General features: G+C 63.8%; 16 protein-coding genes and 1 pseudogene. 11 read left to right on the top strand and 6 right to left on the bottom strand.

The genetic code is table 11. The features are described 5' to 3' along the window. Nucleotides 1-4: 4 nt before the first annotated feature. Together BBA01S_RS41220 and BBA01S_RS14205 are read right to left on the bottom strand one after the other, a co-directional pair. Complete coding sequence (locus tag BBA01S_RS41220; protein ID WP_042297186.1) at nucleotides 5-217, bottom strand: hypothetical protein; 213 nt, start codon at nucleotides 215-217, stop codon at nucleotides 5-7. 299 nt (nucleotides 218-516) lie between these two features. After that, on the bottom strand, nucleotides 517-849 hold the full coding sequence (locus tag BBA01S_RS14205; protein ID WP_027817043.1) for a hypothetical protein: 333 nt from the start codon (nucleotides 847-849) through the stop codon (nucleotides 517-519). A gap of 299 nt (nucleotides 850-1148) precedes the next feature. Between BBA01S_RS14205 and BBA01S_RS41215 the strand changes: the two are divergent. Further along, a pseudogene (locus BBA01S_RS41215) lies at nucleotides 1149-4232 on the top strand (transglycosylase domain-containing protein); the annotation flags it as partial. Nucleotides 4233-4451: 219 nt separating this feature from the next. Here BBA01S_RS41215 and BBA01S_RS14195 read toward each other — a convergent pair. Both BBA01S_RS14195 and BBA01S_RS14190 read right to left on the bottom strand, forming a co-directional pair. Further along, nucleotides 4452-4976, bottom strand: coding sequence for a YMGG-like glycine zipper-containing protein (locus BBA01S_RS14195; RefSeq protein ID WP_027817042.1), 525 nt, complete (start codon nucleotides 4974-4976; stop codon nucleotides 4452-4454). A gap of 21 nt (nucleotides 4977-4997) precedes the next feature. Next, nucleotides 4998-5390, bottom strand: coding sequence for a hypothetical protein (locus tag BBA01S_RS14190; RefSeq protein WP_027817041.1), 393 nt, complete (start codon nucleotides 5388-5390; stop codon nucleotides 4998-5000). A 610-nt stretch (nucleotides 5391-6000) separates the two neighbouring features. Here BBA01S_RS14190 and BBA01S_RS14185 point away from each other — a divergent pair. The 6 genes from BBA01S_RS14185 to BBA01S_RS41205 all read left to right on the top strand — a co-directional run bounded on the left by BBA01S_RS14185 (nucleotide 6001) and on the right by BBA01S_RS41205 (nucleotide 13080). Further along, on the top strand, nucleotides 6001-6465 hold the full coding sequence (locus BBA01S_RS14185) for a DUF2844 domain-containing protein (protein WP_042297101.1): 465 nt from the start codon (nucleotides 6001-6003) through the stop codon (nucleotides 6463-6465). 11 nt (nucleotides 6466-6476) lie between these two features. Then, nucleotides 6477-8024 carry a DUF3443 family protein gene (locus BBA01S_RS41210; protein ID WP_156965942.1) on the top strand — a complete coding sequence of 516 codons (1548 nt, stop codon included), beginning with the start codon at nucleotides 6477-6479 and terminating at the stop codon, nucleotides 8022-8024. Between the two features lie 461 nt (nucleotides 8025-8485). Beyond that, on the top strand, nucleotides 8486-10183 hold the full coding sequence (locus tag BBA01S_RS14175; protein ID WP_027817039.1) for a methyl-accepting chemotaxis protein: 1698 nt from the start codon (nucleotides 8486-8488) through the stop codon (nucleotides 10181-10183). An 18-nt stretch (nucleotides 10184-10201) separates the two neighbouring features. Continuing rightward, complete coding sequence (locus tag BBA01S_RS14170) at nucleotides 10202-11053, top strand: CheR family methyltransferase (protein ID WP_027817038.1); 852 nt, start codon at nucleotides 10202-10204, stop codon at nucleotides 11051-11053. Next, nucleotides 11040-11540, top strand: coding sequence for a chemotaxis protein CheD (locus BBA01S_RS14165; protein WP_027817037.1), 501 nt, complete (start codon nucleotides 11040-11042; stop codon nucleotides 11538-11540). The genes BBA01S_RS14170 and BBA01S_RS14165 overlap by 14 nt, the downstream gene beginning before the upstream one ends. A gap of 46 nt (nucleotides 11541-11586) precedes the next feature. Next, the gene (locus BBA01S_RS41205; protein WP_052391749.1) at nucleotides 11587-13080 is read left to right on the top strand and encodes a chemotaxis protein CheW; all 1494 of its coding nucleotides are present in this window, start codon (nucleotides 11587-11589) and stop codon (nucleotides 13078-13080) included. Nucleotides 13081-13088: 8 nt separating this feature from the next. Here the strand turns inward: BBA01S_RS41205 and BBA01S_RS14155 are convergent, their stop codons facing one another. Both BBA01S_RS14155 and BBA01S_RS14150 read right to left on the bottom strand, forming a co-directional pair. Then, nucleotides 13089-14099, bottom strand: coding sequence for a DUF2891 domain-containing protein (locus BBA01S_RS14155; protein ID WP_027817036.1), 1011 nt, complete (start codon nucleotides 14097-14099; stop codon nucleotides 13089-13091). Nucleotides 14100-14179: 80 nt separating this feature from the next. Further along, nucleotides 14180-14929 carry a TetR/AcrR family transcriptional regulator gene (locus tag BBA01S_RS14150; RefSeq protein WP_027817035.1) on the bottom strand — a complete coding sequence of 250 codons (750 nt, stop codon included), beginning with the start codon at nucleotides 14927-14929 and terminating at the stop codon, nucleotides 14180-14182. Nucleotides 14930-15180: 251 nt separating this feature from the next. On the opposite strand from BBA01S_RS14150, the gene BBA01S_RS14145 reads away from it, so the two are divergent. Genes BBA01S_RS14145 through BBA01S_RS14130 form a run of 4 tightly spaced genes read left to right on the top strand, consistent with a single transcriptional unit; the run spans nucleotide 15181 to nucleotide 20860 of the window. Further along, a complete protein-coding gene (locus BBA01S_RS14145) occupies nucleotides 15181-16362 on the top strand; it encodes an isovaleryl-CoA dehydrogenase (protein ID WP_027817034.1) in 1182 nt (393 codons plus the stop codon). A 35-nt stretch (nucleotides 16363-16397) separates the two neighbouring features. Further along, entirely contained in the window at nucleotides 16398-18005 is a 1608-nt protein-coding gene (locus BBA01S_RS14140) for a carboxyl transferase domain-containing protein (protein ID WP_027817033.1), read from the top strand. Between the two features lie 27 nt (nucleotides 18006-18032). Further along, on the top strand, nucleotides 18033-18818 hold the full coding sequence (locus tag BBA01S_RS14135) for an enoyl-CoA hydratase/isomerase family protein (RefSeq protein ID WP_027817032.1): 786 nt from the start codon (nucleotides 18033-18035) through the stop codon (nucleotides 18816-18818). 32 nt (nucleotides 18819-18850) lie between these two features. Continuing rightward, nucleotides 18851-20860 carry an acetyl/propionyl/methylcrotonyl-CoA carboxylase subunit alpha gene (locus BBA01S_RS14130; RefSeq protein WP_027817031.1) on the top strand — a complete coding sequence of 670 codons (2010 nt, stop codon included), beginning with the start codon at nucleotides 18851-18853 and terminating at the stop codon, nucleotides 20858-20860. Nucleotides 20861-20904 lie beyond the last annotated feature (44 nt).

Raw genomic sequence — 20904 nt, 5'->3', positions numbered from 1 at the left:
TCCATCAACGTGCGAGGCCCAGCCCCTGCAACACCGCGTTGCCTTCCGGCGTGAGGCGGATCTGCGTGGCGCCCGCGACGACGTCGCCGGGCACCTGCTCGACAAGACCCGCTTCCTGGAGCGACGAGATCTCCGGCTTCGCGTGGGCGTCGATGGGGGCGTGCAGCAGCACCAGCAGCGTGGCCAGTTCGTGATGGCTCAGCAGGCGGCGCAGGATCGTGCGCTTTGCCGGCTTGGCGGCCTGCTCGCTGCTTGCTGTCTTTGTTGCCGGTTGCTTCGAACCTGTCCAGTACACGGGCACCTCCTGCTGCGTTTCTTTTGGGTGACGCGATGATGCGGACGAAGACTTAAACGATTCTTAAAACCCGCTCGCGAAAATGTGTCGCCGTACTACATGGCGTTACGACGCGTAAGTCGATGTAATCGGGCTTGTGCCGCCGCACCTTTCGCATGGCGCAACGCCTTGATTACAAGCGACAAACAGCATGGGGAAACGCCAGCAAAATGACGCCCCGGTCAGGGTGCGCAGGTCTTGCTCGCGCCTTCGATCCAGAGGTTCGAGGCGTGACGCTTGCCGGCGTAGAAGCGATAGGTGGTGGTGCCGTTGTCCGCGCGCACCTTGATGACGTTCGAGTCGCCGAAGTCGAGCATTTCGCCTTGCGGCAGCGACGTCGTGCCAAAGCTGGCGTTATGCCGCGTGGCTTCCACGGTCAGGCAGGAGATCACGTCGCGAACCGACCGGTTGGTCGTGGAATCGATGACGGGCTGGCCGGAATCCGGATTGCTTTGAAACCAGGCGCAGGCGCCGAGGGTGAGCGAAAAGGCAAGGGGCACGACTAGCTTCTTCATATTGCTCCTGATGCGTTGGCCGCCGCGCGGCCGGGGGACTGAAGATTATATCGGCAGCACGTCGCATGCCGGCGTGGGGTCGCCCACATTGGCGCGGCTGTAAACCCGCATCGGGCGGCGAAGCGCTGACAGATGGCGCTTACAGGCGAATGCAAACCGGATAAGGCGGGCACGCCTGTTGCGAGCATGCGACTGTTGTACTCGACGCGCGTCGCGGGCGCACACGAACGCACCAGGCGAGATAGACTATCTTCCAGAGGTGTACTCCGCGATCTGACGCGACGTCAGGGAGAATAACCATGAGCCGCCCGTCGGTCCGTATTCCTGTTCGCGCCACCGGTGCCGGTTCGATCTGGCGGTGGGTCAAATGGGGTTTCATCGTCGCGTTTCTGGCTGCCATAGTCATATTGGCGCGCATCGTCCAGATCGAGATCGATACCTCACGGCTCCAGGCGCGCTATCTCTCCGAGCTCACGCGCGACATCGGCTTTACGGTCGAAAGCGGGCCAAGTCACAACGTCCAGTTCCCTACCACCAACGGCCCTTACGACGTGCGGCTCGGTTATGCGCAGCTGCCGTCGTTCACCGATCGGCTCACGCAGCGCGGCTTCACGATCGCGGCGCAGGCGCGTGACTCGGAACGCATGATCCAGCTCGCCCAGGAAGGCCTTTTCCTGCCCTACGAGGAAAAAGACCAGGCTGGCATCGTGCTGCGCGACGCTAACGGCGGGACGCTGTTCCACACGCGCTATCCGCAGCGCGTCTATGAAAGCTTCGACGCCGTGCCGCCGCTCGTGCGCGACTCGCTGCTCTTCATCGAAGACAAATACCTGCTGGCCGCCGATCAACCGAACCGCAATCCCGCCATCGACTGGGGCCGTTTTAGCCGCGCGCTCGTCGATCAGGGCGCGCGGATCGTCAACCGCCATCAGCAGACGCCGGGCGGCAGCACGCTGGCCACGCAGATCGAGAAGTTCCGTCACTCGGCGGGCGGGCGCACCGCCACGCCGCCCGAGAAGCTGCGCCAGATCGCATCGGCGTCCGTGCGCGCGTATCTCGACGGCCCGCAGACGATGCCCGCGCGCCAGCAGATCCTGGTGCACTACCTGAACTCCGTGCCGCTTTCGGCGAAGGCGGGGATCGGCGAAGTGAGCGGCATTGGCGACGGTCTCGCGGCCTGGTACGGGCGCGATTTCCGCGACGTGAACCGTATCCTGCGCGAACCGGTGTCGAGCGCGACGCTCGACGAGCAGGCGCTCGCGTTCCGCCAGGTGCTCTCGTTGCTGATCGCGCAGCGTGCGCCCTCGTATTTCCTGCAAAAGAACAACGAAGCGCTCGCCAAACTCACCGACAGTTATCTGCGTCTGCTCGGCAACAACCACGTGATTTCGCCGGCGTTGCGCGATGCCGCGCTGGCGACCCAGTTGACGCTCGACCGCACGAAGCCCGCGCAGCGCGCACCGGCTTCTTATGTCGATCGCAAGGCGGTGCTGACGCTGCGCACGCAACTGATGCAGGCGCTGGGCCTGAAGACCCTCTACGATCTCGACCGCCTCGACCTCACGGCGACGGCCACGCTCGACGATGCCGTGCAGCAGGCCGTGAGCGACCGGCTCGCCGATGCCGCCACCAAGGACGGCGCGCGCGAAGCAGGGCTGGTCGGTTTCGAGATGCTGCGTCCATCGGACGATCCATCGAAGATCGCGTATAGCTTCACGCTGTTCGAGCGCAGCAACGGCGAAAACCTCGTGCGTGTGCAGACCGACAGCGTGAACCAGCCGTTCGACATCAACTCGGGCGCGCGCCTGAACCTGGGGTCGACGGCGAAGCTGCGCACGATCATCACGTATTTGCAGATCGTCACCGCGCTGCACGACAAGTACGCAAACGAAGACGCGAAGACGCTGCGCGCGATGCTGCCGCAGGTTGACCCGAGCGACGCGCTCACGCGCTGGGCGATCGACTATCTGTCGAAGACCGATGACCGGTCGATCGACGCGATGCTCGAAGAAGCCGTTCAGCGCAAGTACTCCGCGAATCCGGGCGAAACGTTCTATACCGGCGGCGGCGCGCAGAGCTTCAATAACTTCGAGTCGAGCGACAACGGACAGATTCTCACGCTGCAGCGCGCCTTCCAGCACTCGGTGAATCTCGTGTTCGTGCGCCTCATGCGCGATATCGTGCACTACGAAATGATCCAGACGTCCGGGCCGCCTTCGGCGTGGCTCGACGATCCGGCCACGCGCAACCGTTATCTCACGCAGTTCGTCGATGGCGAGAGCCAGGTGTATATGAAGCGCTTCTACACGCGCTATCAGGGCAAGACCAACGACGAGGCAATGGCGCTGCTGCTGCAGCACACCCGCAAGGGCCCGGCGCGCATTGCGACGGTGCTGCGCAGCGTGGATCCGGACATCAAGCCCGTGCAATTCAACGCGCTGATGCGCGCGCAGTTGAAGAACACCAAGTTCCAGTGGCTCGACGACGAAGATCTCGCGAAGTACTACGACAAGTACGCGATCGACAAATTCAACCTCAACGATCGCGGCTATATCTCGGGCATTCACCCGCTTGAACTGTGGCTGCTCAATTACATGCGCGCACATCCCGATGCGACGCTTGCGCAGGTTCAGCAGCAAAGCCGCGATGTGCGCCTCTACACGTACAAATGGCTGTTCAAGACGCGCTATCACGCGACCCAGGATCGCCGCATTCGCCGCATGGTCGAGTTGCAGGCCTATGACAAGATCGGCAAGTCCTGGCGTGCGCTGGGCTATCCGTTCGACAGCATCACGCCTTCGTATGGCGCGGCGATTGGTGCGTCGGGCGACCGTCCGGCGGCGCTTGCTTACCTGATCGGCCTCGTGTCGAGCGACGGCCAGAAGCTGCCGACACACAGCTTCGAATCGCTCGATTTCGCGCGCGGCACGCCGTACGAAACGCGCTTCGTGCACGCAGCCACGCCGCCGCAGCCGCTGATTTCGCCGCAGATCGCCAAGGTGACGCGCGAATTGCTGAGCTCGGTGGTGGAGGGCGGCACGGCCAAGCGTCTCGCCGACGGCATGCCGATGCCTGACGGCAAGATGCTGCCGGTCTACGGCAAGACGGGGACGGGCGACCAGCGCTTCAACGTCTACGCGCCGGGCGCGCGCCTGATCGAGTCGCGCAAGGTGAATCGCAGCGCGACGTTCGTGTTCGTGATCGGCAATCGCTTCTATGGCACGCTGACTGCGTGGGTGCATGAGCCGTACGCGGCGCGTTACACCTTCACGAGTGCGCTTTCGGTTCAGTTGTTGAAGTCGCTCGCGCCGGTGTTGCAGCCGCTGCTGGAGGACAGTAACGCGCCGGGCGGCAAGCAGAAGACGGCGGCCAAAGCACCGCAAGTCACGCTGATCGACACCGAAACGGGCGCGACGCAGCAGGTCAGCTGGACGCAGCTCACGCGCGCCACGACGCCTGGCTGGAGCAGCACGATGCCCGGATTTTATTCGGATGCCGATGCATCGACGAAGGTGTCGATGGGAAAGTAAAGATCTTCCAGGCGGATTGAGCGCCGCTAAAGCAAAAGGCCTGAACGCACGATTGCGGTTCAGGCCTTTTCATTAGTATGCGCCAGCAGGCGGCGGGGGCGGCGAGCCCGGCGGCGGAGGCGGCAGATAGCGCTGTTGCGGCTGGTAGGTCTGGTACGGCTGCGCCTGCATGCGGCCGGCGACGGGAATGCGGTTGCCGTTGGCGTACATGCACTGGAGGTACGCGTTGTCGTAGTTGCGCTGCACGTCCCACGCCGAGCCCTGGGCGTTGCCCATGCCGACGGCGCTACCGGCGAGCAGGCCTGCGCCCGCGCCGATGGCCGCACCCTGGCCGCCGCCGAACGCAGCGCCCGCTGCCGCGCCGAGCGCCGTGCCCACCACGGCGCTGCCCACTGCCGAGTTGGTGGCAGCCTGGTTGGTCGACACGCCGCCCGATTGCTGGAAGGCGAACTGGCGGCAGTTGTAGTCGTCGTTGCGGAACTGGTCGTAGCTCTTGCCGGTGCCCGGCAGGGCCATCACGCTCGGCCCGGTCGGCACCACGGCGCATGCGCTCAGGAGGCCCGCCGCGGCGAGCAGCGCGAAATAAGTCGTTTTCATGTGCGGCTCGATCTCGTCAAATCAGTTTGAAGGCGCCGTTTGGGCGGGCACGGAGCGCCAGCCCGACGAGCACTGCTTCACGTACGGGTAATAGGTTTTCGATGCGTCGCAGTAGTACCAGGTGTCGCTGTTGTCGCCGGCGTCGGCGGGGCCTTGCTGGTAGTTGCCTTGAGCGCTGCCCTGGTAGTTGCCGGCCGCCGCTTGCGGCTGGCCCTGCTCGATATATTCGGGCGCATCGGGCGGCGGCGCGACGATCACGGGCGGCGGCCCCCAGTAATACGGCGCGGGGGCGACCGGGTAGTAGTAAGGCACGCCGCCGCCAATGAAGACGCCGACCCGCGCGGCCTGCGCCGCCCCGCTCGCACAGGCGACGGCGGCGACCGCAGCCCCAAGTATCAATTTCGACCTTCTCACAACGATCTCCAGAACGGATGGATTCGGGCAGCGCGGCTGGCGGGATGATTCCCGCACGGTCGTGCCCCTGCATCTTCCAACGCTAAGTCATCGTAGTGCGCAAGGCAATTACGGGAGTTGCGCCGTTTTTTCGAGTTGTTACAACGGAAAGGCCGATTGGTTGCGCGAACGCTTCGTTACGCGCCGATCGGCGCGCAAGCTACGGCTTTGTGGCGCGATCCCTCGCCTTTTGTGCGCATGGCTGGCCGAAGCGGCCCCCGTCCGGGGCGTCGTGTCTTGTAATAATTGGACATACCCCGTCTCTACGAAGACTCCGAATTTTGCTGTTTTTCCGACAGAGCAAGAGCAGTCGATCAGATAAGCGCCAATTGAGCGTTTCCCAGCCGCCGTCTTTCCATTCAGCGATCCCCTTCAATTCGCGCCGAAGCCGCTCCCAACGGACGCTCCAGAAGTCTCGCGCATATCGCCTGCGCGGTCGCGAAAAATTCGAAAAGTCATTTCGAATCACAGTGCTCGGCGCGGCCGGTACGCCCACTTAGACTCAGGCCGAGCTTCTCGCGAAGCGAGCATCCCGCAATACACCTCCCATCAGACTACTAAGGACTACAACATGAAGGGGATCCTGATAGCAGGTCTCGCGGTCGCGCTAGGGTGCGCCGCGCTGCCCGCCTGCGCAGCGCTGGGCGGCACGCCCAGTTGGCCTGACACGCAACACACGCCCGGCACGCGCCTCATGGCTGCTGCTAGCAACGCCGCGTCTTTCAGCGTCACGACTGCCACGCTCGACAACGACACGGTGATTCACGAATACCTCGATGCGCGCGGCACGGTGTTCGCAGTTTCGTGGCGCGGCCCGCGCATTGGCTCGCTCGATGTGCTGCTGGGCAGCTATTTTCCCGCATGGCAAAAGGGGCTCGCGACGATGCAGGCGTCGCGTGGCGGCGGGTATGGGCCGGTCGCGTTGCGCCAGGGCGATCTGGTCGTCGAGACCGGTGGCCATATGGGCGCGCTCAATGGGCGTGCATGGTTGCCGCAAGCGTTGCCGCAGGGCTTCGATACGCGGCAGATTCAATGAGGGAGCGCGCAATGCACAAGATCATTCTGGCCTGCGCGTTCAGCGCAAGTGTGCTGCTGGCGGCGTGCGGCGGCGGTGGGGGCGGCGACAGCAGTCCGGCCAGTAACGCGGCGGCGTCCAATGGCGCGGTCAGCGGGGCGGCGACGGGAAGCTCCGGTTCCAGCTCGAACTCCACGAATACCGGCAACTCGGGAGGCACTGGCAACGCAGGTGGCGCGACAGGCAATACCAGCGGCAACAACTCAGGGACGTCGAGCCCGAATTCGGGCGGTGGCACAGCTGCGAACGGTTCAGGCTCTGGCTCGGCATCCTCGGGCTCGGGCGGTTCATCGAGCGATTCAGGTTCCGGCACGGCAGGTTCGGGCACGTCCGGATCAGGAACTTCAGGCTCAGGAACGTCGGGCTCAGGGAGCGATGCGGGAGGCTCCGGCACCTCCGGCAACGGCGGCGCTGCGGACATCGGCAACACGATCCCCGTGCGCGTTTCCGCAGCCAGCGCCGTGCGCAACTTTCCGCTCGTGAGCGTGACGATCTGCCGTCCCGGTAGCGGTGGCGCTGCCAGCTGTGCGACGATCGACAACGTCCTGCTCGACACCGGCTCGTTCGGCCTGCGCCTGTTCGCCTCGACGATTCCCGCTGCGACGCTTGCCGCGCTGCCGTTGCAGACCGACGCTACGAGCGGCCGCAACGTCGCGGCTTGCGGGGCTTTCGGATCGGGTTATACGTGGGGCAGCTTGCGTAGCGCCGACGTGAAGATGTCCGCAGAAGTTGCGCCGTCCGTGCCCATCCAGGTAATCGGCGATACGGCCATCGGCTCAGCGGCCCCCGCGTCCTGCATCTGGAACACGGCGCTCTCAAGCGCTGCCGTGCTGGGCGCGAACGGCATTCTGGGCGTGGGCGTCGCGCGCTACGATTGCGGCGCGGCGTGCGCGCGCAGTACGCCCGCGACGGGCTACTACTACGCGGACGCCGCCGTCGCCACGCCGATCTCCATGCCGCTCGCGCGCCAGATCACGAATCCGGTGGCGCTGTTCCCCGTCGACAATAACGGCGTGATCGTCGATATGCCGACCGTCAGCGCGAACGGCGCGCCGACAGCGAGCGGCACGCTCACGTTCGGCATCGGCACCCAGTCGAACAACACGTTGGCGAGTGCTGGCGCCACGGTCATGGCGACGGATCGCTGGGGCAATTTCACCGGCAGTCTGGGCGGCGCCAGCGCGATCCAGTCCTTCGTCGATTCAGGCTCGAACGCGCTGAACTTCGAGGACTACGCGATCGTGCAGGACGGTGGCTTCTACGTACCGTCGTCGCCGGTCAACCGCACGGTCGCATTCACCGACGCACGCGGCACGAGCGCAACGGCAGACCTCGCTATCGGCAACGCCAACGCACTGTTCGCGACCTACAACTTCGCCTTCAGCAACCTCGGCGCGTTCCTCGCGCAGACGGTCGACCTGGGCATGCCGTTCTTCTACGGCAAGCGCGTCTACTACGGAATCGACGCATCGGCGGCTGGCGGCACAGCGGCTCCCTATGTCGCCTGGCTTACGTCCTGATTTCAGGAGTTACAACATTGAACGCGCGCCACCAAATGGCGCGCGTTTTTTATTGAAACTACAGCAGAATAATTTCAACGCCAACATACAAATAATTGCAACGCGAGATATTTTGTGTCCCCATAATTTCATGGTGTGGCATTTTCAGGAAAGTCTTTGAAAGATAATAAAAATCACTCCGTATCAGGGCCCATAAATACGGGGATGCAAACGTTTGCATTAGCGAAAACCCCTGGTCAAGCTCAGGACTATATGGCCGTTATAGCGCTGGTAGGGAAAGCCGGTTTACCGGTGAAAGTTCTATTTCTGATTTAAATGATTCGGCCAGGCCGAACATTATTAAATATATTACAAAAGTTACTGAGAGAGCGCCTGCTGGATAAGTATTAGTCCGCAGGCCTTACGCATGAATGCGCCTGGAAAGCCCGTTCTTGCGAACCACAAAACTACGAGGGAAAACGATGGAACATTCGACGCCGGACCGTGAGCTCGAACTGGTCGAGCTGAGCGCGGTGAGCGCCGCACTGAACCGGGTGCAGGCCGTAATCGAGTTCGATCTTCAGGGCATCATCCTGCATGCCAACGACAATTTCCTGAAGACGCTCGGCTATACGCTGGATGAAGTGCGCGGCAAGCACCACCGGATGTTCTGTGATCCTGAATATGCGTGTAGCGAAACGTACCGCTTGTTCTGGGAGCGTCTTGGTCGCGGCGAATTCGATCGTGGCGAGTACCGGCGCGTGGCGCGCGACGGCCGCGAAGTCTGGATCAACGCTTCTTATAACCCGGTGCTCGACAAGGAAGGCCGTCCCTACAAGGTCATCAAGTTCGCGACCGATATCACGCAGGCCAAGTACGAGCACGCTGAATCCGCTGGCCGCCTGCGCGCCATCGACAAGGCCCAGGCGGTGATCGAATTCGACACCACGGGCATTGTGTTGCAGGCGAACCAGAATTTCCTCGACACGCTCGGATATCGTCTCGACGAAATCCAGGGCAAGCATCACCGCATGTTCTGCGAAGAAGCGTATGCGGCTTCGCCCGACTATCGCGAGTTCTGGGCCAAGCTCAATCGCGGCGAATACGACATGGGCCGCTATAAGCGCATCGGCAAGGGCGGGCGCGTGGTGTGGATCCAGGCGACCTATAACCCGATCTTCGACGTCAACGGCCGTCTCTACAAGGTCGTGAAATTCGCCAACGACGTGACCGCGCAGGTCGAGCTGGAAGAGAGCGTGAAGCGTCGTGCCGAAGACGATCAACGCAAGGTCGAAAAGCTGCTGGAAACGGTGCGCAAGGCAGCAAGCGGCGACCTGAGCGGCGAGGTGGACGTACAGGGCGACGAGCCGATCGATCAGCTCGCGGCCGGCATCAAGAGCATGATGAGCGACCTGGCGGGCGTGATCGGCAAGGTGGTGGAGTCGGCGGGCACGTTCAAGGACTCGTCGCAGGACATCGCGGCGCGCGCGGATACCGTTGCGGGCGGCGCGCAATTGCTCGGTGCGACCGTCGAGGAAATGAACGCGTCGATCGAGGAACTGACCGCATCGATCAACTCGATCGCCGATAACTCGCGCGGCGCGGATCAGCTCGCCAAGGACACGCAGCAGGAAGCGGAACGCGGCTCGAAGGCCGTCACGCGCTCGATCGAGGCGATGGAGCTGATCAACCGTTCGTCGGAGGACATCGGCGAGATCATCAAGGTGATCGGCGAGATCGCGAGCCAGACCAACCTGCTCGCATTCAATGCGGCGATCGAAGCGGCGCGTGCGGGCGAGCATGGCCTGGGCTTCTCGGTCGTCGCCGACGAAGTGCGCAAGCTCGCGGAACGCTCCTCGCAGGCGACCAAGGAAATTTCCAAGCTCATCAACGAGTCGGTCAAGCGCGTGGCGCAAGGCAGCGAAATTTCGAAGCAGGCCGGCGAAGCGTTCGAGCGCATCCTGAGCGGCGTGAGCCGCACGACCCAGGCGATTTCCGAAATTTCCTGTGGCGCGGACGAGCAATTGATCGCCGCGCGCGAAGTGGCCGCTGCGATCCAGCAGGTGGCCGAGGAAACCGAGAAGTCCGCAGGCGCCTGCGACACCATTGCCCGTGCGGCCGCTACCCTGAAGGGCGGCGCCGAAGGCCTCGACAAGACGGTTGCGCGCTTTGTCGTTTGACGCGCGGGGAGCACGGCAATGGATATCGATAAGGATGTCGAACCATCGGTGCAGCGTGCACTGATCGAACAGGTGCGCCGTCATACGGGCATCGCCATGAACGAGCGCAAGTGGACGATGCTCAAGGGCCGCTTGCGCCGCCGCGTGATGGCGCTCGGGCTGCCGGACTACAGCGACTATCTTCAGGTGCTCGATACCAGCACCGAAGAAGTGCGCGACTTCATCGACCTCGTGACGACGAACGAGACCTCGTTCTTTCGCACGCCGCGCATCTGGGAATACCTCGCGCAGACGTTCTTGCCGCAATGGCACGCGGCGCACGCGGGCACGCCGTTGCGCATCTGGTCGGCGGCGGCGTCGAGCGGTGAAGAGGCGTGGACGACGGCGATGCTGTGCGAAGAGTTCCGCGTCAGCGAACCGGCGTTTCGCTACGCCATCGTCGGTACGGACATTTCAGACGGCATTCTGGCGAATGCGCGCGCGGGCAGCTATCAGGGCCGCAGTGTCGAAGGTCTGCGCGCGAACCATCCCGCGCTGCTACAGAAGTGGTTTCGCAGCGAAGGTGCGCAGGCCACCGTCAATGACGCGCTGCGCACGCATGTCTCGTTTCGCCAGCACAACCTCTACGCCGTGCCACGCGACCTGGGCCAGTTCGACCTGGTTCTGTTGCGCAACGTGCTGATCTATTTCGATCTCGACGGGCAGCAAGCCGTGCTTTCCAACGTGCGCCGCGCGATGAAGCCCGATGCCGTGCTGATCGTCGGCGAGTCGGAGTCGCTTAGCCGCGTGTCGACGGGCTTCACGTTTGAGCAGCCGCTGATTTATCGCAACGGCCATCACCGTGAGGAGCGCGACCATGAGCACGCGTGACCTTCAAGTGAAGATGTGCGAGATCGCGGTGAGCAGCGGCAGCGAGGCGCGGGTTCTGCGTGCGACGCTGGGATCGTGCGTGGGGATCGGGCTGCTGTGGCGCGCGCGCAATACTTATGGCCTTGCGCATTGCCTGCTGCCGCAGCCGGTTGGCCATTCGCGCTATGCGGTACCCGGTGCGCAACTCGGCAATGGCGCGAAATACGTGATCGACGCGTTGCCCGCGTTGATTTCGATGATGGGCGCGCAGGCTGCGCCCGACGGCGAAATCGAAGCCGTGCTCGCGGGCGGGGCCAACATGATGCAGCATCGCACCACGCTGCACGAGCCGATTGGCGAACTCAACGTGCGGATGGCACAGCAGGTGCTGGCGGGCGCGGGCGTGCGCGTCGTTCACATGGACGTGGGCGGCGAATGCGGGCGGCAACTCACCATCGACTGCGAACAGCCGCATTATGCGGTGAGACGGTTTTCGCGCCCCGCGTGAGCGGCGTGCAAACCGTCACAACGCTCATACCAAACGGAGCTTGACGATGAATCATCGTTCGCAGGCCGTGGGTGGCCAGCTAGAGCTATACGGGTCGTTTCATCTGGCCGGGACGGAGCTGGCGCTGCCCGTCACCGCGCTCCAGGAAGTGGTCAATCATCCCGGCACGCTCACGCCCGTGCCGCTCGCGCCGCCTTATCTGCTCGGGCTGTTCAACCTGCGCGGCACGCTGATTCCGGTGGTCGATCTGCGCCAGTTGTTGAACCTCCCCGCGGAAGGCGCGACGGGCGTGCGCAAGATCGCCATTGTCGAAACGGCGAATGCGCGCGTGGGCCTGCAGTTCGACGCCACGGGCGAAATCCTGCGGGTGCCGAAAGACCAGGTGATTACGATTGAAACGGTCGAAGGCAGTGCGCCTTCGGCGATAGGCGCGGTGCTCAAGCTCAATGGCGGCGAGCGCATCCTGCAAGTGCTTTCCGCCGCCGCGCTGCTGCAGTTGCGCGACGTGCCCCATCTTGCCGAACCGGTTGCGCGCACAACCGAGCGGCGCGTGCAACAGGGGCAGCGGCGCCAGAACGTATCGTTCAAGGTCGGCGATACGGCGCTCGCACTGCCGATGGGCGCGATTCAGGAAATTATCCGCGTGCCGGCGTTGCAGCACTCGCCATTTGCCGACGATGTCTGTATTGGCATGCTCAATCTGCGCGGCGCGACCGTTCCGGTGCTCGACTTCGGGCGATTTCTGGGCTTTGCGCGTGCACCCGATTGCGAGGTCAGCGCCGATGACCGGCGTATCGTCGTGCTGCGTCGCGACGAGCTTTATTTCGGACTGCTAGTGGATGAGGTGGCGAGCATCGTTGCGTATCGCGACGACCAGATCCTGCCGATGCCGTCGTATGGCGCTGCGCACCGCTCGCTGTTCGCCGGGTACCTGGCCGCGGACGGCGTGGCGGGCGTGCTGCTCGTGAGCGCCGACGCGCTCTATGAGAATGCACGCATCGCGGCGGTGGCGACCGGTCACCGCGACCTCTATCGCAAAGCCACGGAAGCGGCCACGGCAGCGCAAAAGCGCGGCAACGGCACGCGCCAGACGATCGTGACGTTCCGCATCGGCCAGCTGGTGGGCGTGCGTATCGCCGAATTGCGCGAAGTGATCGATTATCGCGACGATATCGTGAAGACGCCGGGGCTCCCTGCTTTCGTGCGTGGCGTGCTGAACCTGCGCGGCAACATCGTGACGGTGATCGACGTGCGCGCGATGTATGCGATGCCGCCCTATGAAGACCTCGTGCACGCGAAAATCCTGATCGTCGAGCATCACGGCGAGAAATTCGGCCTGCTGGTCGATTCGGTGGAGGACATCGTCACGCTCAAGGGCGGCGCGCAACTGACGATGCCCACGATGCTCACGCGCGGCGCGGGCGCGAATGTGCGCTGCGACATGCGCGAGGCGGTGGAATTGCCGGGGCAGGGCACGCTCATGCTGCTCGATCCGGTCTCACTGTGCGAGCGCGTGGCGATGGAGGCGGCGACGGCGTAAAGCCGTTGTTATGCCTCCAGCGCAAGCGTGGCGAAACTGGCGAGCCAGTGCTCGCCCATGTAGTCGCCCGCGACGTGCTGCAAGGCGGCGTCCAGATGCGTCTGGGCCGCATCTTGCAGTATCGCGACGCGCGTGTCGCCTTCGGGCAGCACGCGCGCGAGGGTGCGCTGGCACCACGCGCGGCTGAGGTTGAGCCCATCCAGATGGGCGATCTTGCCGTCGCTGCGGTCGGTGACCGTCGCGGGCAGGAACAACGTGGCGGGCTCGCGCGTGGCGAGCGCAGGCAGAAAGCGCGTGAACCACGCCGTGAACTCATCGCCGCCCATCACGCGGCTCATCAACACCGCTTCCATCAACGAAGGCGAGAGAAATTCGTCGCCCGCCGGCTCCCATGCCTGGCAACCGGCGTCGCCTTCGTGCCACCTGCGCGCCGTGTCTTCAATCAGTCTTGCTAACGAATCGCGCGCGGTTTGCCGCGCGAAATCCAGCGCAAGCGTCAGCGCAAACGCCGTGTTGAAATGCGTGCCCACGCGCAGCGGATACGTCGCTTTCGGCAGGAACTCTTCGAATCGCTCGACAAAAGCGTCCGTGAGCGGCGCGAGCAGGCGCGACCAGCGCGCCGCTTCCGGCGACTTCATGTCGTGCAACTGTCCCGCGAGCGCGAGCAGCCACGCCCATCCATAAGGGCGCTCGAAGTTGCGGTTGTGCGGCTGGTCGAGATACGCCCGCTCGCCCGCCATGTTCGCTTCAGTGAAATGCTCGTCGATAACGGCAACGATGCGCGGTGCTTCGGGCAAAGCGGGAAAACGCGCCAGCAGATGCGCGACGAGCCAGTAACCGTGCACGCATGAATGCCAGTCATAACTGCCGTAAAACACGGGATGCAATGCGCGCGGCCCCAGCACGTCTTGCGGCCCGGCGAGCGAATGCGTGAGCCTGTTCGGATATTCGCGCGTGAGATGGGCGAGCGCGAGCGTGGCGAAGCGTGAGGCGAGCGGAGCAGTGAGCGTGCTGTGCATGGCGTCCGGGGGCTGAACAAAGACGCCTGCCAGCTTAGCGCGAAATCGCGTCGATTGACCCAATCGAGCCGCGCGTGGCCTCAGTCATGCGTCGAGCGCATGCCAGCCTTGCGCGGCGCACGTTCGCGCGCCAGCTTTTGCATCGCTTCGCCCACGTCCTGGCTGAATTGCGCGAGCGCGGCCAGTTCGAGATTGGGCGGCTGCAGCGCGCTCCACAGCACGTCGGCAAGCTGTTCTGCTGTAGCGTCGATATCGGTGCGGCGGTTGGCGAGCGTGGCGTCCCACAGCACGTGCTCCATCGGCCCGAATACCAGCGAGCGCAGCAGGCGCAGCGGCATGTCGTTGCGGATCTGCCCGCATTCCTGGCCGCGCGCGAGCACGCGCATGAGCGGCGCAGTGTAACGCCGCTGCATTTCCATGAGCGCCTCGCTCAGGTCGTGATGGCGCGTACGGCCTTCGGAGAGCACCAGTTCGCAGATGCCGGTGCCGCTTTCCAGCATCAATTGCAGATGCATGCGTACGATGAATGCGAACTGCTGGCGTACCGTGCCGTCGCGCGGCAGGCCGGATTCGATTGCCTCGATCGATTCGTCATACCAGTCGCCGATCACGCGCGCGCACAGTTCGCGCTTGCCGCGGAAATAGCTGAACACCGTGGCCTCGGAAATGCCCAGCCGCTGCGCGATCTCGGCCGTCGTGGCGCGCGTGTAGCCCTTTTCGGAAAACACAGCGCGGCCTGCTTCGAGAATTTCCTTCACGCGCTGCTGGGACTTGCGCCCGGCGGGTTCGCGGCGCGAGGCGGGCAGAAGGGTATGAGGAGCGGCTGACATTATGAGTAAGGTTCAGTTTGAGGCGGAATTCGTGCCGATTATGCACCATGCAGCCTGCTTTGCAAGCCATCTGGAAGCGCTTTGGTGGCTCAAGTCCGTAAATCTGAGCGTCACTCAAAAATACCTATTGACGTTAACGTAAATGTGGCGTGAAATGTGTCCCCGAGGGGCAGCCACGAGCGCTCATGCAATAGATCGCCGCACGATCACAGCGCGCTCGCTTATGCCCGAGCCGACAAAGGAGACATCAGATGAGCAACGTACCCGGTTTGCAGTTCCCGCTTGGCGAAGAGATCGAGATGCTGCGCGACAGCATTGCTAATTTTGCGGCGAAGGAGATCGCGCCGCGCGCTGGCGAGATTGATCGCACCGACCAGTTCCCCATGGATCTGTGGCGCAAGTTCGGCGACCTGGGCGTGCTCGGCATGACGGTTTCGGAGGAGTACGGCGGCGCGAACATGGGCTACACCGCGCACATGGTCGCGATGGAGGAGATCTCGCGCGCGTCGGCTTCGGTGGGCCTTTCGTACGGCGCGCATTCGAATCTCTGCGTGAACCAGATCCACCGCAACGGCACCGAAGCGCAAAAGCGCAAGTACCTGCCTAAGCTCGTCTCCGGCGAACATATCGGCGCGCTTGCCATGAGCGAGCCGAACGCGGGTTCGGACGTCGTCAGCATGAAGCTGCGCGCCGATAAAAAGGGCGACAAATACGTGCTCAACGGCACGAAAATGTGGATTACCAACGGCCCGGATTGCGACACGCTGGTGGTCTATGCCAAGACCGATCTCGAAGCGGGCCCGAAGGGCATGACGGCCTTTATCGTCGAAAAGGGCATGAAGGGCTTCTCCGTCGCGCAGAAGCTCGACAAGCTGGGCATGCGCGGCTCGCATACGGGCGAGCTCGTGTTTCAGGACGTGGAAGTGCCTGAGGAGAATATCCTCGGCCAGCTCAATGGCGGCGTGAAGGTGCTGATGAGCGGGCTCGATTACGAGCGCGCCGTGCTCGCGGGCGGCCCCACCGGCATCATGGCCGCCGTGATGGACGCGGTCGTGCCGTATATCCACGAGCGCAAGCAGTTCGGCCAGGCGATCGGCGAATTCCAGCTCATTCAAGGCAAGGTCGCCGATCTCTACACCACCTATCAGGCGTGCCGCGCGTATCTCTACGCGGTGGGTCGCCAGCTCGACACGCTTGGCAAGGATCACGTGCGCCAGGTGCGCAAGGACTGCGCGGGCGTGATTCTCTATACCGCCGAAAAGGCCACGTGGATGGCCGGCGAAGCGATCCAGATCCTGGGCGGCAACGGCTATATCAACGAGTATCCCGTGGGACGTCTCTGGCGCGACGCGAAGCTCTACGAAATCGGCGCGGGCACGAGCGAGATTCGCCGCATGTTGATCGGCCGCGAACTGTTCGCGGAAACTGCCTGAACGCACGCTAGCCAGAACGTTGCGAGGACAACGAAATGCCGATCATCGAAACCAAGCTCAACCCGCGTTCGGACGACTTCAAGGCCAATTCGGCCGCGCTTGAAGCGCTGGTTGCCGACCTGCGCGAAAAAATCCAGAAGCTCTCGCTGGGTGGCGGCGAGGCCGCACGCGACAAGCACGTCTCGCGCGGCAAGCTGCTGCCGCGCGAGCGCATCGCGCAACTGCTCGATCCGGGCACGCCGTTCCTGGAGCTTTCGCAGCTCGCGGCCTACGGCATGTACAACGACGACGCGCCGGGTGCGGGCGTCATCACGGGCATCGGGCGCATCGCGGGCCAGGAGTGCGTGATCGTCTGCAACGACGCCACGGTCAAGGGCGGCACGTACTATCCGGTCACGGTGAAGAAGCACGTGCGCGCGCAGGAAATCGCGCAGGAAAATAATCTGCCTTGCGTATACCTGGTCGATTCGGGCGGCGCGAACCTGCCGAACCAGGACGATGTGTTTCCCGACCGCGACCACTTTGGCCGCATCTTCTACAACCAGGCGAATCTCTCCGCGCAAGGCATTCCGCAGATCGCGGTGGTGATGGGGTCGTGCACCGCGGGCGGCGCCTACGTGCCCGCGATGAGCGACGAATCGATCATCGTGAAGAACCAGGGCACGATTTTCCTGGGCGGCCCGCCGCTCGTGAAAGCGGCGACGGGCGAGGAGGTCAGCGCCGAAGACCTCGGCGGCGGCGACGTGCATACGCGTCTTTCCGGCGTGGCCGATCATCTCGCGCAAAACGACGCTCACGCGCTAGGGATTGCGCGCTCGATCGTCGGCAACCTGAATCGCACGAAGGTGCCGCCTGTTGCGCTGCGCGAGCCGCTGCCGCCGCGTTACGACGCAAAGAGCCTCTACGGCGTGATTCCCGTCGATACGCGCAAGCCTTTCGACGTGCGCGAAGTGATTGCGCGCATCGTCGACGATTCGGCATTCGACGAATTCAAGGCGCGCTATGGCACGACGCTCGTGACGGGCTTTGCGCATATCTGGGGCCATCCGGTCGGCATCGTCGCAAACAACGGCATTCTGTTTTCCGAGTCGGCCTTGAAGGGCGCGCATTTCATTGAGTTGTGCGCGCAACGAAAAATCCCGCTCGTGTTCCTGCAGAACATCACGGGCTTCATGGTGGGCCGCAAGTACGAAAACGAAGGCATCGCGCGCAACGGCGCGAAGATGGTGACGGCCGTGGCCACGGCGAAGGTGCCGAAATTCACGGTCATCATCGGCGGCTCGTTTGGCGCGGGCAACTACGGCATGTGCGGCCGTGCGTATTCGCCGCGCTTCCTGTGGATGTGGCCCAATGCGCGTATTTCAGTGATGGGCGGGGAGCAGGCTGCGTCGGTGCTTGCCACGGTGCGCCGCGACGGCATCGAGGCGAAGGGCGGCAGCTGGAGCACGCAGGAAGAGGAAGCGTTCAAGCAGCCGATCCGCGAGCAGTACGAGCGCCAGGGCCATCCGTATTACGCGAGCGCGCGCCTGTGGGACGACGGCGTGATCGATCCCGCGCAGACGCGCGACGTGCTGGGCCTGGGGCTTTCGGCGACGATGAATGCGCCCATCGAGGACACGCGTTTTGGCGTGTTCCGCATGTAAGGCCGCGAGCGAGGAGGAGGCATCACAATGAACTACGAAACGCTCACGGTCGAATTCGCGGGCCATGTGGCCACGGTCACGCTCAATCGCCCGGACGTGCGCAATGCGTTCAACGAGGCGATGATCGCCGACCTGACTGCCGCGTTCACCGCACTCGGCACGCGTGACGATGTGCGGGCGATTGTGCTCGCGGGCAATGGCAAGGCTTTCTGCGCCGGAGCAGACCTGAACTGGATGCGCAGGATGGCTGGTTACTCCGACGAAGAGAACCACGCCGATGCGCTGCGTCTCGCACACATGCTGTCGGCGATCTATCGCTGTCCGAAGCCGGTGATCGCGCGCGTGCATGGCGATGCCTACGCGGGCGGCATGGGGCTGGTCTGCACGGCCGATATCGTCGTGGCGGCGGATACGGTGCACTTCTGCCTGTCCGAGGCGCGGCTCGGCCTCATGCCCGCCACCATTGCGCCGTATGTGATTCGCGCATTGGGCGAGCAGGCTTCGCGGCGCTATTTCGTCACGGCAGAAGCCTTTGATTGCGCGACGGCGCTGCGCCTTGGCCTCGTGAGCGAAGCCGTGAGCGCAGCAGAGCTGGACGCCGCCGTGCAACGCATCGCCGACACGCTTTGCGCGAACAGCCCGAACGCAGTGCGCGAGTGCAAGCAACTCGTGCAGGACGTCGCGAACGTGACGATCGACGATGCATTGATCGACGATACGGCGCGGCGCATCGCGCGTATCCGCGCAAGCGGTGAAGGGCGCGACGGCGTGTCGTCGTTCCTTGAAAAGCGCACGCCGCTCTGGCGCGCCTGAGATCCGCCCCAGACCTCTTAGCGAGACTCTTTATGTTCAACAAGATTCTGATTGCCAACCGGGGCGAGATTGCCTGCCGGGTCGCGGCGACCTGCCGACGGCTCGGCGTCAAGAGCGTGGCCGTCTATTCGGACGCCGACGCTAATGCGAAACATGTCGCTGCCTGCGATGAGGCCGTGCATATCGGCGAAGCGAGCGCCCAGCAAAGCTATCTGCGCATCGAGCGCATCATTGCCGCCGCAAAGGCAACGGGCGCTGAAGCGATTCATCCGGGTTATGGATTTCTTTCGGAAAACGAAGATTTTGGCCGGGCCTGCGAAGAAGCCGGCATTGTCTTTATCGGGCCGCCCGTCGAGGCGATTGCCGCGATGGGATCGAAGGCCGCCGCCAAGGCGCTGATGCACGCGGCGGCAGTGCCGCTCGTGCCGGGCTACCACGGCGACGACCAGGACGCGGCGCTGCTGCAGCGCGAAGCCGATGCGATGGGCTACCCGGTGCTGCTCAAGGCGAGCGCTGGCGGTGGCGGCAAAGGCATGCGCGTGGTCGAGTGCAGCGAGGACTTCGCGGCGGCGCTGGCTTCGTGCAAGCGCGAGGCCGCGAGCAGCTTCGGCAACGACCGGGTGCTGATCGAGAAGTACCTCATGCGTCCGCGTCACGTGGAAGTGCAGGTGTTCGCCGACAAACTGGGCGGCGCGGTGTACCTGTTCGATCGCGACTGCTCGGTGCAGCGCCGCCACCAGAAAGTGCTGGAAGAAGCGCCCGCACCTGGCCTGAGCGACGACGTGCGGCGCGCGATGGGCGAGGCGGCCGTGGCCGCCGCGCGCGCCGTGCAGTACGTGGGCGCGGGCACGGTCGAATTCATCATGACCGGCGCGGACTTCTACTTCATGGAGATGAACACGCGCCTGCAAGTCGAGCATCCGGTGACGGAAATGGTCACGGGCCTCGACCTCGTCGAATGGCAGTTGCGCGTGGCGGCGGGCGAGCCGCTGCCGCTCGAACAATCGCAACTGACGGTGACGGGGCACGCGCTCGAAGCCCGTATTTATGCGGAGAATCCGGCGCGCGGCTTCCTGCCCTCGACAGGTACGCTCAAGCATCTGCGCATGCCGGATGGCGTGGAATTCCGGCTCGGCGATGCGGGGCAGCGCGCGAGTGTGCGCATCGACAGCGGCGTGCGCGAAGGCGACACCATCACGCCGTTCTACGATCCGATGATCGCCAAGCTCATCGTGCATGGCGCGACGCGTGACGATGCGCTCGCGCGCATGCGCCGCGCGCTCGAAGAGTGCGAGATCGTCGGGCCGCATACGAACGTGGAGTTCCTGCATCGACTGGTGACGTGCGAGCCGTTTGCTGCCGCCGATCTCGACACGGGACTCATCGAGCGTCATCACGATGCGTTGTTTGGCGCGCGTGAAAAGCCGTTGCGCGAGGCGCTTGCGCTGGCTTGCGCAGCGCTGATCGACCGTGAAGGGGGCGCAACGCAAAGCGCTTCGCCGTGGCAGGCGTTAGGCCATTGGCGCTTGAATAGCGGCTTCAAGCAGACGTTTGCGTGGCGCGATGTTGAAACCGAAGCGGCATTGCCGGTGGCGTTCTCGCACGATGGCGGCGCACAGACGCTCGATAGCTCGGGTCGCGAAGAAAGCTACACGTGGTGGCGTGCCGCGCAGGCGCCGGAATATGGCGCGACGATTGGCAATACGCGCGTCACGGGCCGTGTGTTTATCGATGGCGACGTGTTCCATGTGTTCTGCCTTGGCACGGCAATGGCTTTCGAATGGCAAAACCTGCTCGCACACGCAGCGGACGCAGAACACGGCGAGGGCCGTCTCACTGCGCCGATGCCGGGCAAGGTGATCGCCGTACTCGTCGAACCAGGCGCAGTCGTGGAAAAGGGCACGCCGCTCATCGTCATGGAGGCGATGAAGATGGAACACACCATCGGCGCGCCCGCTGCCGGTAAAGTCACCGAAGTGCTCTACGGCGTGGGCGACCAGGTGGCCGATGGCGCGCAGTTGTTGATGCTGGAAGCCGGTTAAGAACCTGACGCGGGCCTGTTCGCGCAACGCGACAGGCCCCGATC

This window comes from Paraburkholderia bannensis NBRC 103871, assembly GCF_000685015.1.
In the GTDB taxonomy this organism is placed as follows: Bacteria; Pseudomonadota; Gammaproteobacteria; order Burkholderiales; family Burkholderiaceae; genus Paraburkholderia; species Paraburkholderia bannensis.
Note: the sequence above shows the minus strand (reverse complement) of the source record. Positions and strands in the feature narration are given on the sequence as shown.